Source organism: Paracoccus lutimaris (assembly GCF_003337565.1).
GTDB lineage: Bacteria > Pseudomonadota > Alphaproteobacteria > Rhodobacterales > Rhodobacteraceae > Paracoccus > Paracoccus lutimaris.
In genome coordinates this window covers 1-14,757 of the sequence record NZ_QPJL01000010.1, presented here as the reverse complement: position 1 = coordinate 14,757, position 14,757 = coordinate 1, and the positions used below count along the sequence as shown (strand labels likewise).

General features: G+C 64.2%; 18 protein-coding genes, 1 tRNA gene and 1 pseudogene. 9 read left to right on the top strand and 11 right to left on the bottom strand.

Annotated features, from left to right (window positions below; translation table 11 throughout):
• Positions 1-39: 39 nt before the first annotated feature.
• From DFP89_RS10545 to DFP89_RS10515, 7 genes are all read left to right on the top strand, one after another.
• Positions 40-822: a methyltransferase domain-containing protein gene (locus DFP89_RS10545; RefSeq protein ID WP_114349355.1), complete on the top strand. Its 783-nt coding sequence runs from the start codon at positions 40-42 to the stop codon at positions 820-822.
• Positions 823-1,139: 317 nt separating this feature from the next.
• The gene (locus DFP89_RS10540) at positions 1,140-1,700 is read left to right on the top strand and encodes a F0F1 ATP synthase subunit delta (RefSeq protein WP_181870306.1); all 561 of its coding nucleotides are present in this window, start codon (positions 1,140-1,142) and stop codon (positions 1,698-1,700) included.
• Entirely contained in the window at positions 1,700-3,235 is a 1,536-nt protein-coding gene (atpA, locus tag DFP89_RS10535; RefSeq protein WP_114349353.1) for a F0F1 ATP synthase subunit alpha, read from the top strand. The genes DFP89_RS10540 and atpA overlap by 1 nt, the downstream gene beginning before the upstream one ends.
• A gap of 12 nt (positions 3,236-3,247) precedes the next feature.
• Entirely contained in the window at positions 3,248-4,120 is an 873-nt protein-coding gene (locus DFP89_RS10530) for a F0F1 ATP synthase subunit gamma (RefSeq protein WP_114349352.1), read from the top strand.
• A gap of 17 nt (positions 4,121-4,137) precedes the next feature.
• Positions 4,138-5,562 (top strand): F0F1 ATP synthase subunit beta, encoded by a 1,425-nt coding sequence (atpD, locus tag DFP89_RS10525; RefSeq protein WP_114349351.1) that lies wholly within the window; start codon positions 4,138-4,140, stop codon positions 5,560-5,562.
• A gap of 9 nt (positions 5,563-5,571) precedes the next feature.
• Complete coding sequence (locus DFP89_RS10520; RefSeq protein ID WP_114349350.1) at positions 5,572-6,018, top strand: F0F1 ATP synthase subunit epsilon; 447 nt, start codon at positions 5,572-5,574, stop codon at positions 6,016-6,018.
• A gap of 97 nt (positions 6,019-6,115) precedes the next feature.
• Positions 6,116-6,466, top strand: coding sequence for an H-type lectin domain-containing protein (locus DFP89_RS10515; RefSeq protein ID WP_245948651.1), 351 nt, complete (start codon positions 6,116-6,118; stop codon positions 6,464-6,466).
• Positions 6,467-6,487: 21 nt separating this feature from the next.
• Here the strand turns inward: DFP89_RS10515 and DFP89_RS10510 are convergent, their stop codons facing one another.
• Both DFP89_RS10510 and DFP89_RS10505 read right to left on the bottom strand, forming a co-directional pair.
• Positions 6,488-7,189 (bottom strand): alpha/beta fold hydrolase, encoded by a 702-nt coding sequence (locus DFP89_RS10510; RefSeq protein WP_245948650.1) that lies wholly within the window; start codon positions 7,187-7,189, stop codon positions 6,488-6,490.
• A gap of 62 nt (positions 7,190-7,251) precedes the next feature.
• Positions 7,252-7,851: a 2-hydroxychromene-2-carboxylate isomerase gene (locus DFP89_RS10505; protein ID WP_114349347.1), complete on the bottom strand. Its 600-nt coding sequence runs from the start codon at positions 7,849-7,851 to the stop codon at positions 7,252-7,254.
• A gap of 80 nt (positions 7,852-7,931) precedes the next feature.
• On the opposite strand from DFP89_RS10505, the gene DFP89_RS10500 reads away from it, so the two are divergent.
• Positions 7,932-8,951, top strand: coding sequence for a ribose-phosphate pyrophosphokinase (locus DFP89_RS10500; protein ID WP_114349346.1), 1,020 nt, complete (start codon positions 7,932-7,934; stop codon positions 8,949-8,951).
• 70 nt (positions 8,952-9,021) lie between these two features.
• Here the strand turns inward: DFP89_RS10500 and DFP89_RS10495 are convergent, their stop codons facing one another.
• From DFP89_RS10495 to rlmB, 3 genes are all read right to left on the bottom strand, one after another.
• A complete protein-coding gene (locus DFP89_RS10495) occupies positions 9,022-9,474 on the bottom strand; it encodes a CoA-binding protein (RefSeq protein WP_114349345.1) in 453 nt (150 codons plus the stop codon).
• Positions 9,475-9,660: 186 nt separating this feature from the next.
• Complete coding sequence (locus DFP89_RS10490) at positions 9,661-10,098, bottom strand: YHS domain-containing (seleno)protein (protein ID WP_245948648.1); 438 nt, start codon at positions 10,096-10,098, stop codon at positions 9,661-9,663.
• 75 nt (positions 10,099-10,173) lie between these two features.
• On the bottom strand, positions 10,174-10,971 hold the full coding sequence (gene rlmB / locus DFP89_RS10485) for a 23S rRNA (guanosine(2251)-2'-O)-methyltransferase RlmB (protein ID WP_114349344.1): 798 nt from the start codon (positions 10,969-10,971) through the stop codon (positions 10,174-10,176).
• Between the two features lie 164 nt (positions 10,972-11,135).
• On the opposite strand from rlmB, the gene DFP89_RS20315 reads away from it, so the two are divergent.
• Positions 11,136-11,219, top strand: a tRNA-Tyr gene (locus DFP89_RS20315).
• A 52-nt stretch (positions 11,220-11,271) separates the two neighbouring features.
• Here the strand turns inward: DFP89_RS20315 and DFP89_RS10480 are convergent.
• The 6 genes and pseudogenes from DFP89_RS10480 to DFP89_RS21155 form a co-directional block, all read right to left on the bottom strand.
• Positions 11,272-12,354, bottom strand: coding sequence for a tyrosine-type recombinase/integrase (locus tag DFP89_RS10480; RefSeq protein ID WP_114349343.1), 1,083 nt, complete (start codon positions 12,352-12,354; stop codon positions 11,272-11,274).
• A 4-nt stretch (positions 12,355-12,358) separates the two neighbouring features.
• Positions 12,359-12,610: a helix-turn-helix transcriptional regulator gene (locus tag DFP89_RS10475; protein WP_114349342.1), complete on the bottom strand. Its 252-nt coding sequence runs from the start codon at positions 12,608-12,610 to the stop codon at positions 12,359-12,361.
• Between the two features lie 10 nt (positions 12,611-12,620).
• The gene (locus tag DFP89_RS10470; RefSeq protein ID WP_114349341.1) at positions 12,621-12,956 is read right to left on the bottom strand and encodes a DUF2190 family protein; all 336 of its coding nucleotides are present in this window, start codon (positions 12,954-12,956) and stop codon (positions 12,621-12,623) included.
• Between the two features lie 3 nt (positions 12,957-12,959).
• A complete protein-coding gene (locus DFP89_RS10465) occupies positions 12,960-13,181 on the bottom strand; it encodes a phage head-tail joining protein (RefSeq protein WP_114349340.1) in 222 nt (73 codons plus the stop codon).
• Positions 13,181-14,425: a phage major capsid protein gene (locus tag DFP89_RS10460; RefSeq protein ID WP_245948647.1), complete on the bottom strand. Its 1,245-nt coding sequence runs from the start codon at positions 14,423-14,425 to the stop codon at positions 13,181-13,183. Before DFP89_RS10460 ends, DFP89_RS10465 begins: the two co-directional genes overlap by 1 nt.
• 30 nt (positions 14,426-14,455) lie before the next feature.
• Positions 14,456-14,647: pseudogene (locus tag DFP89_RS21155) on the bottom strand (HK97 family phage prohead protease); the annotation flags it as partial.
• Positions 14,648-14,757: the final 110 nt, after the last annotated feature.

The window sequence follows — 14,757 nt, the reverse complement described above, 5'->3', positions numbered from 1 at the left end:
TGCTTTGCCGCAGTCTGGGCCGGCAATGGCGGAGGCGCAATGCATCACGACGTCTATGAGCTGCGCAAGTTCTACTACACCCGGGCGCTCGGGCGCGTGGTGCAAAAGGTGCTGCGCGACCGCCTGACCGCGATCTGGCCGCCCGAGCAGGTGCAGGGCATGACGGTCGCGGGCTATGGTTTCGCGGCACCCTTGCTGCGGCCCTATCTGGCACGGGCGCGGCGGGTGACCGCGCTGATGCCGGGACCGCAGGGCGTCATGGCCTGGCCCGCCGGCATGCCCAATTGCTCGGTCCTATGCGAGGAGACGGCATGGCCTCTGGACACGGGCAGCGTCGATCGGCTGGTCCTGCTGCACGCGCTTGAGACCGCCGACCATCCCGCCGCGCTGATGGAGGAGGCGCTGCGGGTGTTGGGCCCGGGGGGGCGGATGCTGATCATGGTGCCGAACCGGGCGGGGCTTTGGGCGCGCTCGGATGCGACGCCCTTTGGCTTTGGCCGCAGCTTTACCGCCAGCCAGCTCGAGGCGCAGGCGCGCGAGGCGGGATTCGTCACCGAGCGGACCGGCGCGGCGCTGTATATCCCGCCCTCGGACCGGCGTTTCTGGTTGAAAAGCGCGCAGATGTGGGAACGGACCGGGGCGCGCATCAGTCAGGTGCTGGTCGCGGGCGTGGTGCTGACCGAATTCAGCAAGCAGGTGCAGGCGCCGGCGGGGCGCGGCCAGCGTGTCCGCGTGCCAAGCCCGCTGGATGTGCTTGGGGGGATCTCGCGGCCGCAGCCGGCCGGGCAGCGCGCCGGGCGGACGGCACGTGACCCGCAGTAAAGGCCAAGTCCATGATTTTCGGGCGCCTTCGCCCGCGGCAGCGCATTTTCAACCCTGGGGTGTGCGGATGGGACGCCTTTCGGAGGCGCCTTTCCGCGTGTTTCGGCACAAACGGTTTCGAGAGGGCCGGAATGAGGCTTCCTACTCGCATTTCCGTGTTCAAGGCGGTTGCGGCAGCGAATTTCACCTGCTAGAGACGCCCCAGATTTCGGGGAGGTTCCAGCTAGCGCCAGGGCCGATCCATGTGACCCGCGCTCCGCGACTGACCGGCTGGCCGCCGGCCCGCCGTGGAGCTTGTGCTAAACGGAAGGATGACCGTGGCCAATTCCGCTTCGATTTCCGCTGACATCGCCGGGCGTTATGCCCAGGCATTGTTCGATCTGGTGAAGGATTCGGGCGGGATCGACGCCCTGTCGGCCCAGATCGACGCACTGGCCCAGGCCTATGACAGCAGCGCCGATCTGCGCGACATGACCGTCTCGCCGCTTTATGACCGCCAGCAACAGGAAGCCGCCATCGGCGCGCTAGCCAGCAAGATGAGCCTGTCGCCCGAACTGTCGAATACGCTGCGCCTGCTGGCCCGCAACCGTCGCCTGTTCACCCTGCCGCAATTCGTGGCCAAGCTGCGCGGGCTGATCGCCGATGCGCGCGGCGAGGTCACCGCCGATGTCGTCAGCGCCGCCGCGCTGAGCGATGATCAGAAAGCCCGTCTGGCCGAAACGCTGGCCGCCAAGTCGGGCAAGAAAGTCAAACTGAATGCGCGCGTCGATGAAACTCTCATCGGCGGCATGATCGTCAAACTGGGCTCGCAGATGATCGACAGCTCGATCAAATCGAAGCTCGCCTCCCTGCAGAATGTCATGAAAGAGGTCGGATAATGGGAATCCAGGCTGCCGAGATTTCGGCGATCCTCAAGGATCAGATCAAGAATTTCGGTCAGGACGCCGAAGTGGCCGAAGTCGGCCAGGTGCTGTCGGTCGGCGACGGCATTGCGCGCGTCTATGGTCTGGACAATGTCCAGGCCGGCGAGATGGTCGAATTCCCCGGCGGTATCCGCGGGATGGTGCTGAACCTTGAAACCGACAACGTCGGCGTCGTGATCTTCGGTGACGACCGTTCGATCAAGGAAGGCGACACCGTCAAGCGCACCGGCGCCATCGTGGAAGTTCCGACCGGCAAAGGCCTCTTGGGCCGTGTTGTCGACGCGCTTGGCAACCCGATCGACGGCAAGGGCCCGATCGTTGACCCGATCATGGCCATCGCCGATGTCAAAGCCCCCGGCATCATGCCGCGCAAATCGGTGCACGAGCCGATGGCGACCGGCCTGAAATCCGTCGACGCGATGATCCCCGTTGGCCGCGGCCAGCGCGAGCTGATCATCGGCGACCGTCAGACCGGCAAGACCGCCATCGCCATGGACACGATCCTGAACCAGGCGAACTACAACGGCCGCGAGGCCGATGGCATGAAGACCCTGCACTGCATTTATGTCGCCGTGGGTCAGAAGCGCTCGACCGTCGCCCAGCTGGTGAAGAAGCTGGAAGAGACCGGCGCCATGGCCTACACGACCATCGTGGCCGCGACCGCCTCGGACCCGGCGCCGATGCAGTACCTGGCGCCTTATTCGGCGACCGCCATGGGCGAGTATTTCCGCGACAACGGCATGGACGCGCTGATCATCTATGACGATCTGTCCAAACAGGCCGTGGCCTACCGCCAGATGTCGCTGCTGCTGCGCCGTCCGCCGGGACGCGAAGCCTATCCGGGCGACGTGTTCTACCTGCATTCGCGTCTGCTGGAGCGTTCGGCCAAGCTGAACGAAAACAACGGCGCCGGCTCGCTGACCGCGCTGCCGATCATCGAAACGCAAGCTGGTGACGTGTCGGCCTATATTCCGACCAACGTGATCTCGATCACCGATGGCCAGATCTTCCTGGAAACGGAACTGTTCTTCCAGGGCATCCGCCCGGCCGTGAACACCGGTCTGTCGGTGTCGCGCGTCGGATCGGCCGCCCAGACCAAGGCGATGAAATCGGTCGCCGGTCCGGTGAAACTGGAACTGGCGCAGTACCGCGAAATGGCGGCCTTTGCGCAGTTCGGCTCGGACCTCGACGCGGCGACGCAGAAACTGCTGAACCGCGGCGCCCGCCTGACCGAGCTGATGAAGCAGCCGCAATATTCGCCGCTGACCAACGCCGAGATCGTGATCGTCATCTATGCCGGCACCAAGGGCTATCTGGACAGCATCCCGGTCAAGGAAGTGACCAAATGGGAGCAGGGCCTGATCCAGTACCTGCGCAACCAGAAGGCTGAACTGCTTGACGACATGACCCGCAACGACCGCAAAGTGGCGGGCGAGCTGGAAGATGCGATCAAGGCAGCGCTGGACGGCTACGCCAAGACCTACGCCTGAGGGGAGGGATAGATGCCCAGCCTTAAGGACCTAAAAAACCGGATCGGCAGCGTCAAGAACACGCGCAAGATCACCAAGGCGATGCAAATGGTCGCTGCCGCGAAACTGCGCCGTGCGCAGGAATCGGCAGAGGCCGCGCGTCCCTATGCCGACCGCATGGCCGCCGTCATGGCAGGGCTGACCGCTTCTGCGGCCGGCTCGGACACGGCGCCGCGCCTTCTGGCGGGGACCGGCGAAGATCGCCGGCACCTGCTGGTGGTCATGACATCGGAGCGCGGGCTTGCGGGCGGGTTCAACTCGTCCATCGTCAAGCTTGCCCGCCAGCGCCTGCAGGACCTGCAGGCCCAGGGCAAAGAAGTCGCCATCCTGACCGTCGGCAAGAAGGGCCGCGAGCAGCTGAAACGCGATTTCGGCAAGCTTTTCGTGGCCCATGTCGACCTGAGCGAGGTCAAGCGCCTTGGCTATGAGAACGCGCGCGAGATCGCCGACCAGATCCTCGACCGCTTCGACAGCGGCGAGTTCGACGTGGCGACGCTGTTCTACAACCGCTTCGAATCGGTGATCAGCCAGGTGCCGACCGCGCGTCAGGTCATCCCGGCCGTGGTCGAGGAAGGCGCAGCCGAGGTCTCGTCGCTTTATGACTACGAGCCCGACGAAGGCGCGATCCTGAACGACCTGCTGCCGCGCTCGGTCGCGACGCAGGTCTTTGCGGCGCTGCTGGAAAACGCGGCCTCGGAACAGGGCGCGCGGATGACGGCCATGGACAACGCGACCCGCAACGCCGGCGACATGATCGACCGCCTTACGACCGTGTATAACCGCTCGCGTCAGGCTGCGATCACCAAGGAACTCATTGAAATCATCTCGGGCGCCGAGGCGCTCTGACACGTAGGGGTAAACACATGGCAGAGGCCAAAGGTAAAATCACGCAGGTGATCGGCGCCGTCGTGGACGTGCAGTTCGACGGCGAACTTCCCGCGATTCTGAACGCTCTGGAAACCCATAACAACGGCAAGCGCCTGATCCTGGAAGTTGCCCAGCATCTGGGCGAGAACACCGTGCGCACCATCGCCATGGACTCGACCGAAGGTCTGGTTCGCGGCGAGTCGGTCAAGGACACCGGTGCGCCGATCATGGTGCCGGTCGGCGAAGTGACGCTGGGCCGCATCCTGAACGTCATCGGCGAGCCGGTGGACGAAGGTGCCGCGATCGAGGTGACCGAAAAGCGTGCGATCCACCAGCCGGCGCCGGAATTCGCCGCGCAGGCGACGACGTCGGATATCCTTGTCACCGGCATCAAGGTCATCGACCTGCTGGCACCCTACGCCAAGGGCGGCAAGATCGGCCTGTTCGGCGGCGCCGGCGTGGGCAAGACCGTTCTGATCATGGAACTGATCAACAACATCGCCAAAGTGCACTCGGGCTACTCGGTGTTCGCGGGCGTTGGCGAACGGACCCGCGAGGGCAACGACCTCTACCATGAAATGGTGGAATCGGGCGTCATCAAGCCTGACGATCTGGCGAAGTCGCAGGTGGCGCTGGTTTACGGCCAGATGAACGAGCCTCCGGGGGCCCGTATGCGCGTGGCGCTGACCGGCCTGACCCTGGCCGAGCAGTTCCGTGACGCCACCGGCACCGACGTTCTGTTCTTCGTCGACAACATCTTCCGCTTCACTCAGGCGGGCTCGGAAGTGTCGGCGCTGCTGGGTCGTATCCCGTCCGCCGTGGGTTACCAGCCGACGCTGGCCACCGACATGGGCGCGATGCAGGAACGCATCACCTCGACCAAGAACGGCTCGATCACCTCGATCCAGGCCGTCTACGTTCCGGCCGACGACCTTACCGACCCGGCACCGGCGACGACCTTCGCCCACCTCGACGCCACGACCGTTCTGTCGCGTGCGATCTCGGAACTGGGGATTTACCCGGCCGTGGACCCGCTCGACTCGAACAGCCGTATCCTTGACCCGGCGGTTGTCGGCGAAGAGCATTACGGCGTGGCTCGCGACGTTCAGGGGATCTTGCAGAAATACAAGTCGCTGCAGGACATCATCGCCATTCTTGGCATGGACGAACTGTCGGAAGAGGACAAGCTGACCGTGGCCCGTGCCCGGAAAATCCAGCGTTTCCTGTCGCAGCCCTTCGACGTCGCCAAGGTCTTTACCGGCTCGGACGGCGTTCAGGTGCCGCTGGAAGACACGATCAAATCCTTCAAGGCGGTCGTCAACGGCGAATACGACCACCTGCCGGAAGCGGCCTTCTACATGGTCGGCGGCATCGAGGATGTGAAAGCCAAAGCCGCCAAGCTTGCCGCTGACGCGGCGTAAGGGGGCGACATGGCCGACACGATGCAGTTCGACCTCGTCTCGCCGGAACGGAACCTGATTTCCGTCCCGGTGCGCGAGGTGCGCCTGCCCGGATCCGAGGGCGACCTGACGGCGATGCCCGGCCACGCGCCGGCCATCGTCAACCTGCGCCCCGGTCTGGTGACGCTGGTCACCGCCGACGGGACGCAGATCGAGTTCGCGGTCACCGGCGGTTTCGTCGAGATCAACGGCGAATCCGTCAGCCTGCTGGCCGAACGTGGCCATCCGCGGGCGGAAATGACCCAGGCGCTGTATAACGAGATGATGGAGCAAGCCCATCGTCGCTTGAAAGCCGCCAAAGAGCGGGGCAGCGCCGGCGAGGAATTCGTCGCCGCCGCCGTCAAGCTTCTGGGCGATATGGAGGCCCTTGGCACCCATATCGGGCTGGACCCCAAACAGGCGAACTTCCCGGACTAAGCGCAACCCTGCCGAAAAAGACAGTAAGCCCCGGAGATTCCGGGGCTTTATTCATTTTGCGCTTTGGCTTCTCATAGAGCGGCGGGAGGGTGTCGTGGTGAGACGTTTTGGTCATTTCGCAGTCGGTGTCAGCAATGGCGAAACCGAGATATTTTCAGCCTTTGAAAGCGGTGGTCCGATGTGGACCGGACAGGGCGGACGTGTCGAGCGCAGCAACGTGGCCTTTGAGCAACCCTTCCTCGAACCGCCGATCGTCCATGTCGCACCCAGTATGTGGGATATCGATTGCGGCGCGAACCAGCGCGCCGAATTGCGGGCGGTGAACGTCACCACCGACGGGTTCGAGCTGCAATTCCGCACCTGGGGCGATACACGCGTGGCGCGGGTTCATGCCAGCTGGCTGGCCATCGGCCCCGTCGCCTTCGAGGAGGACTGGCAGGCCGAATGACCCGGGTCCTGCCAGCGTCCCTCAGGCGCGGTCGAGATTTAATCCGATCAGCTCGGTGACCTGCGCCGGATGGGTGATCGGCAGCATATGTGCCGCCCCCGGCACCCGTGCCCGGCCGACATCGGGCAACCGTGCCGCCAGCGCATCGGCAATATCGGCGATGACGGGGGGCGAGTCCTCGCCCATGACGATCAGCACCGGGGCGTCGATCCCCTCCAACCCGCCCTCGCGCAGGATATGGGCGTCGTCCCGCATCAATGCCTTGTTCCCCGCCACCACCAGCCGCATCTGTCGGGCCAGCCGCTCGCGTCCGGTTTCGGTCTGGGATGACCAGTCGAGCCCGCCCCAGATCGCCAGAAAGCGGCGTGCGGCCTCGGCATTCTGGCCGGTTTCGACCAGCATGTTCAGCTCCTCCATCACCGCGTCATTGGCGGGGTCGGGGGCGGCGGCGAACAGCACCGGCTCGATCAGGGTCAGGCTGCGCACGGCCTCGGGCGCGGCCACGGCGATGCGCAGCGCGACCGTGGCGCCAATGCTGTGGCCGATCAGATCCATGGGCCGGTCGATCAGCGGCGCCACGGCACGGGTGGTATGGGTGTGGAAATCCGGCGTGCCCGGCCAGTCCGGGCTTTGGCCGTGGCCGGGCAGGTCGGGCGCGCTCAGCCGGATCCGGTCCGCGAATTTCCGCGCCACTGGCCCCCAATAGCTGGCATTGCCCATCATGCAATGCAGGGCCAGGGCCGGACGATCCTGGTTCCCCGGCCATTGTCGAATATGCAGCGAACTCACAACGTCGCCAGATGGCGGTCAAGGAAATCCAGCCGGTCCTGACCCCAGAACCGCTCACCGCTTTCGCGCACCACATAGAAGGGCGCTCCAAAGGCGCCGGCCTCGATGGCCTGCTCCAGATTGCGGCCAAAGGTCTCGGCGCCGACGAACAGACCCTTGTCGGCCAGCGCCGGATCGAACCCCGCTGCCGACAGCTTGGCGCGGATGACCGCGTCATCGGCGATGTTTTCGTTCTCGGCCCAGACGGCGCGCAGAAAGGACTGCACCAGACCCGCCAGATCGCCGCCGCCTGCCGCCTGCGCCGCGATGATCGCATAGGAGGACGGTGCCGGGTTCACCGGCCAGAAGGCGGGTTTGAGGTTCAGCGGCAGGCCCAGATGCCCGGACCAGCGGCGCAGCTCCTGCGCGCGATATTCGCTGCGCGCGGGGTGGCGCTGATCGGGCCTCGTGCCGCCGGTGCGGTCGAAAAGCTGCATCAGGTCCAGAGGCTTATAGGTGATGGTCGCGCCATGGCGGGCGGCGATCTGCTCCAGCCGGTCACCCGCCAGATAGACCCAGGGGCTGGGCGTGCCAAAGTAATAGTCGATATGCGCCATGCGACCCTCCGTTTGGTTTGCGGGCAAGCTAGCCCGGTGCTAAGCGGGGTGCAATCGCACGAATCCAGACGGGGAAGCCCATGCCGGCCATGACCGAGCCCAAACTCATCGCGGGAAACGCCAATCGACCCTTGGCGAATGCCATCGCCCGCCGCATGTCCATGCATCGCGGCATGAACGTCGCCCCCATCGAGGTGCGGGTCGAGCGGTTCAACGATCAAGAGATCTTCATCGAGGTCTATGAGAATGTCCGTGGCGAGGACATGTATATCATCCAGCCGACCTCGAACCCGGCCAATGACAACCTGATGGAGCTGCTGATCATGACGGACGCGCTGAAGCGTTCGTCGGCATCGCGCATCACTGCCGTCATTCCCTATTTCGGCTATGCCCGTCAGGACCGCCGCACCAAGGCCCGCACGCCGATCAGCGCCAAGCTGGTCGCGAACCTGCTGACCGAGGCGGGCGTGGACCGGATCCTGACGCTCGACCTGCATGCCGCGCAGATCCAGGGCTTTTTCGACATTCCGGTGGACAACCTTTATGCCGCGCCGGTCTTTGCGCTGGACATCAAGCACCATTTCCGCAACCGGCTGTCGGATTTGATGGTGGTCTCGCCCGATGTGGGCGGGGTGGCGAGGGCGCGCGAGCTGGCGCAGCGCATCGGCGCGCCGCTGGCCATCGTCGACAAACGCCGCGAGAAACCCGGCGAGATCGCCGAAATGACGGTGATCGGCGAAGTGACCGGCAAGGCCTGCATCATCGTTGACGACATCTGCGACACTGCCGGGACGCTGTGCAAGGCCGCGCAGGTCCTGACCGAGCATGGCGCGACCGAGGTCCATGCCTATATCACCCATGGCGTTCTGTCCGGCCCGGCCGTCGAGCGGGTCGAGAATTCGGTGATGAAATCGCTGGTCATCACCGACTCGATCGAGCCGACCGAACTGGTCAAGGGGGCCAAGAACATCCGCATCGTGCCGACCGCGCCGATGTTCGCGCAGGCCATCCTGAACATCTGGAACGGCACCTCGGTCAGCTCGCTGTTCGAGGTCGATACGCTGGGGCCGATCTATGAGGGGCTTTATACCGGCAACTAAGGGCGTCCGCCCTGACGAAAAAGGCCCCGGTTCCTGCTGGACCGGGGCCTTATTGCTGCTGCGGACCGGCTTAGCGGAAACGCGGGAACTCGATCTTGGGGCAGCGGTCCTCGATCACGAACAGCCCCTGTGCACGGGCATGATTGGCCGCAATGGGATGGGTGACCCCAAGCTGCATCCAGATCGTGCGCAGCTGGGGCAGGCTGGCCATGGCGTCCTTGACGATGGCCGGAACCGCTTCGGGCTGGCGGAAGATATCCACCATGTCCACGCCGACCTCATGCGGGATGGCGTGAAGGTTGGGATAGACGATCTCGCCCAGAATCGTCTTGCCGGAATAGACCGGATTGACCGGCACGATGCGATAGCCTTGCGATTTCAGATAGCGGGCGACACCCCATGACGGCCGCGCCTCTTTGGGCGACAAACCGACGATGGCGATGCAGCGGGTCGTGCGGGCGATGCGTGAAATATCGGCATCAACCGGCGACGTGCCAAAGTCGCGAATGATTGCAACGTTCATCTGATCCTCCCCCAAGGTCTCAACCTAAAGTCGCATGGAAAAAGCGCCCGGTCCAGTGTTCTGGCCGGGCGCAAGTCGCGGAACGAGGGACAGTGATCTGAACATGGCCGTTCCGTGGTCATGTCCGCTAAATAAATGGGAAGCGTGGCTAAAAAGTTCCAGTCCCTTCGCGAAAATGTGAGTTTTTCAGGGATTCATGCGGGTCCAGACGGCTCTCGCCCGGGTCAGAATACCCCTTGGATCGGCGACAATCCGCCGATGTGCCTGTTCTGAACGCAGAAGATAGGTCCGCCCATCAATAACGATAAAATGCCGTGGATTGCCCGGTTCGGACCGTCCCTCGGACAGGGCGACGACGCAAAGACCACCCAACCCTGGCGCGTAAGCCTTGGGATTGGCCTCGAAGGTTGAGCGATTCTGTTCGCTGGCGAAATGCCAGGCCTTGCCGCGCCAGAAAGTGACCAGATCGGGCCGGCCCGGAATGGCGGCCCCGTCGCTGCGGTATGAGACCGGATCCATCCCGTCCAGCGCCCAGTCCTGCGCCTGCGCCAGCGGTGCGGACAGCACCAGCGCGAGGGCGGCAAGCAGGGCGCGAATCATGGCGAAGGGCGATCGGTCGGGCATGAGCCCTATCTGGAAGGCGGGGTCGCCGAACTCAACCGCAGGTCCCGGGAACTGTCGCTGTTGTGATCTTCGCGCTCAGCTTTGCGAGGTGGCGTAAAGCGCCACGGCCGCCGCATTCGAGACATTGAGCGAGCCGAAATCGGCGGCAAAGGGGATGCGCAGGATCCGGTCGCAGGTCTCGCGCGTGCGTTCGCGCAGGCCGGGCCCCTCGGCGCCCAGAACCAGGCAGATGGCGCGGCCCGACAGTTCGGCCAGCGCCTTGGGCAGGTCCTCGGTGCCGGTGCCGTCAAGGCCCAGGACGGTATAGCCCATGGATTGCAGCTCGATCAGGGTATCGGCCAAATTGGTCACGCGCAGATAGGGCTGGCGTTCCAGCGCGCCCGAGGCGGTCTTGGCCAGCGCCCCGGTTTCGGGCGCGGAATGACGCGTGGGCGCGATGACCGCGCGTGCGCCGAATACCTCGGCCGAGCGCAGGATGGCGCCCACGTTATGGGGATCAGTAACGCGGTCCAGCGCCACCAGCAGCGGCTTGCCCGGCCCCGACAGCGCCAGTTCGGACAGGCTGCCCCATTTCAGCGGCTTGACCTCCAGCGCGGCGCCCTGATGGACGCTTTCGGGGGGCAGGGGCACGGCGCGGTCAAAGACCCGCGCATCGGTGATTTCGGGCAGGGTCCCGTCGGGCAGGGGGCCCAGGCGGTCCAGCGCATTCTGGGTGACCACAAGGCGCAGCTTCTCGCGCTGGGGGTTGGCCAGCGCGTCGCGCACCGCATGCAGGCCGAAGAGCCACACCGTTTCCGCGGCGGCGGCGCGGCGGGCGCGTTCCTTGTCGAAGACCCAGGTGGGCTTCTTGGATTTCTGCGGTTTCTCGGCCATGGCACATCCTCGTCTTCGTCTTGGACTGCGCAGAAAACGACCGCGAATGCAACTGTCCTGAAGGGGGCGCTAACTTGTTCGTCCGGACGCAAGATTTCCCCTGTTCCCTGCTTGACGCCCGCCGCCGGGACGGATAATCACCCCGCACGCCGTAAGCGAACGGCGGGCGACGAGCTGCAAGGTGCGGCAGCGGACTGTAACTCCGCCGGGGAGACCCATGCCTGGTTCGATTCCAGGGTCGCCCACCATCTTCCTTTTCGATCCAATCAAATCAACGCCCTGCGGGGCGGTTTTGTAAACCTACTTGGCAGGTTTTACAGTTTTCGTTCGCGTTTCATTCAGTTCCATCGCCGCAACGGCCCGTTCGGCAAGGTGCAGTCGGTTCGCCGCGACGGTGTAACGGGTGACTTCGGCAAGCGTCTGGTGCCCGCTGATAGCCATGATCTCATGCGCGCTGCATCCGGCTTCCGCGAGTCTGCGGCACGTCGCCTTGCGCAGCCCATGCGGCGAAAGCCCATCCGGCAACAGCCGCTTGCCTTCATCGTCGACCACGGCTTCCACCATCTTGCGAAACCAGTTGGTGAACCCTTCGGGAGTCATCGGCTTGCCACGTTCCGACATGATGAAAGTCAGGTTGTCCTTGGGCAGAGCGTCCAGAGCCGCGCGAAGGTTCGGGTGAATGGGAATGCTGACTTCCTGCCCTGTCTTCTGTTGCACGATGGACAGGACGCCCGCCCGCACATGCTGCCGCCCCATGCGCACCACGTCGCCGCGCCGCTGGCCCGTGTAGAGCAAGAGCGAAAACGCCAGATGCGCCCGGCTGCCCGCGCCATGATGCGCAAGGAAGGCGTCAATGTGTTCTTCTTCCCATGTGGTGAAACCTTCGGTGCGGTGGCGCAGTTTTTTGACGCCCGCAGTCGGATCGTCGCGCCGCCAGCCCAGATCAATCGCATGAGCCATGAGGGTTCGCAGAAGGCGCAGAAGCCGGTTCGCCGCGTCGGGCGTTGCCGCCTTCTCTGCCATGATCTTCTGAATGTGCCGCTTTTCCAGATGCGCGACTCGCTTGTCCCCGTGTTCGGCGCGGAACCGTTCGAGGATGTTCCGAACCGCGCGCTTGGTGGACTCGGCCATTCCGGTGAATTCGGCGCTGCGATAGTAGCTGGCAATCAAGGCCGCGATGCTGCCCGGCAGAGTCTGCTTCTTGCCGATCTCTGCCTTGTCGCCTTCCATCGCAGCCGCGTATTCGGCCATGAATTGCGGGGACCAGGGCAGGCCCGGAAGGGCGCGGCGCGGGAAGCCCGGACGGCGGAAATACCATCGCGGCTTGCCGTGGCGGTCTATCATGCCTTGGCAGTATTTCGGTGGTCGTCGGAGTTGTTTCATACGGTCAATCCCAATCGTTCGCGTCTGCGTCGACGCAGTCGGGATTGTCGGTCGACAAACGGTCGAATGCCAAGTCGACTTCGAACCGATCCCAGACGTTTCGGACGCCGATCCGCTTGGGGCGGGGCATCTGCCCCGCTTCAACCATCTTGTCGAAAAGGGTTGTGCCAATGCCGATGTAGCCCGCTGCCTCACTGCGAGAGAGGCCGCGCTTGGCTGGCATCTGCATCATGGGGGAACGGGCTGCATCGGTCATCGGCTGCGCCTTAGAACGCGCCGTTCAGGCGCACTTTGACGGTGCCGGTCGACGCCGCGACGGACTCGATTGCAACGCCCAGCTTGGTATTGCCGCTGGCAGTCGAGGTGACGAGTCCGTTGCCCGAGTTGTAATAGACCGGGACGCCCGGCCCCGCGTATGCCTCAGAGGCAACCTTGGGCAGTTCCCAGACGCCGCCGCAGGCCACGTCGACCTTGCCGCCGATTTCCGCGCTGCCTTGCGCCACGCCGATGATGGAACCGGCTTTCACGATACCGCCCGATGCGACTGCGACAGGGGCGGCAATGGTGATCGTGTCACCCTTTTGAACGTAATTCTTGGCCATGTTTCAGAGACCTTTCGAGGTTTGGAATTGAACGGTGGACGGGCGATGACCGCCCGTCAGGTTGCGGATTTCAGCGTCCAGGCTGGCGAGTGCCGCCGCCAATTCGCTGTGCGAGCGGTAGCGGATCATTTCCCCGCTACTGTCCTGCACCATGAGCGCGCCCGAGAATTTGGCATCCATGAGCCGTTCCCGGTAAGCCTCAAGTTGGGCGAGGGTCACGGCCATCACGATTCCTCGGAACGGAACGCGCCGCGCCAGTCGAGCCAGCCGCAGCCGAAATCGAGGAAGGCCCGGTATTTCAGACCGAGAGTATCCCATGCCTCTTGCCGCTGAATCTGGACGCCTTGCGTCGCGCTCAGATAGGCATACTGGATCGAAGGCACGGAAGCCGGGTCTGCCAGCAGATACCACGCATCGCCAGTCAACCGGGGTTCGACAACCAGCGTCAGCTTGATCGGCTGCACGTCATCCGTGGTCGCGGCGTAGATCGTCGCCAGCATTTTTTCCGCGTCCGTTTCCAGATCGGGCGAAACCACCAGATACTTCGGCACGGCATTGATGATCGTCTTGCCGTCCAGCCCCTTCACGGTGCGCATATGCTTGCGGGCAGCGGTCAGGGCAGCTTCCGACAGGACCGGCAGAAGCGCCGCCGCCGTGTTGCCGCGCGAGGCATGGAAGACCGCCGTGCCGTCGCTGAGGTTCGGGTTGCCGGTGAACAGCTTCACCAGTTCTTCGGCTTCCGTCTGCGCAGCGGCCTGGCCCATTGCGGCGGTCATGTCGCCAAGGAGTCCAAGGTCATCGTCGATCAGCAGCTTGCGGCTGACGTTGATCGCGCGACCGAATGTTTTCAGGCTCATGGATTCGCCCGCTTCGGCGCGGTTCGTGTGGGTGAATTCGCCATCTTCGGTCATTTCCTCAAGACGGCCCATTTCCCCGATGCGGATCGAGGTCGACGTTTTGAAGTTCGGCAGGGCGCGTTGCCGCGCCAGCGCCTTGAGCGGGGACTCCGCTGCCTTGTAGGCTTGCGCCGCGACCTTGCCCATGGCGTTGCTGACCACCAGCGGGAAGTCAGAGGTGCCCAGCGAACGGTGGAACACTTCATCCGCGCTCATGCCACGGGTCGACACGCCCGAACGGGTCAGGCTTTCGGCTGCCAGATCGCGCATGCTCATACCCACGAATTCGCGCGAAGCGTCGGGCAGTTCGCCCCCGGCCATGCGATAGGCCAGCGCATCGGCAGCGCGGGTCTGGATTTGCGCCGGATCGTCATTCGAGCCGGTCACGCGGATCGTCGGGACGGTGCGCCCGCGCTTCTGGATTTCATCGAAGGCAGCCGCGCGCGCCTCGGTCACGGTGGCGTCAGCGTCAATCTGAGCGTCAGCCCATTCGGCGGGCAGCCCAGCCGCGCGGGCAATGGTGCGAATTTCGGCGCGGTGCTGCACCGAGTCATTCTGGTTTTCATCAAGCATAGGGGTTTGGCCTCGGAAGGTTGCGCCGGAATCGGCAGGGACAGGGACGGCGGAAACTTCAAAGATCGCCCACGCCGCCGCCGTGCGGGTGCGCGATTTCGTTTGCGGGTCCGTCCCCTCAGACCAGCGCGTGACTTTGTAACCCACGGAAACGCCTTTCAGGGTGCCTTCGCGGATGCGTTCAACAACGGGGGCAGCGTCAGCCGCGCCCGAAAGCCGGATCGAGGCGACAAGCTGTGTTGATTGCCACTGAGATTTGACCCGGCAACAGCGGAAATTGTCATTGAGAATTGACCCATGTGCAACCTTGCCCCGGCTTGAACCAGCTGGGG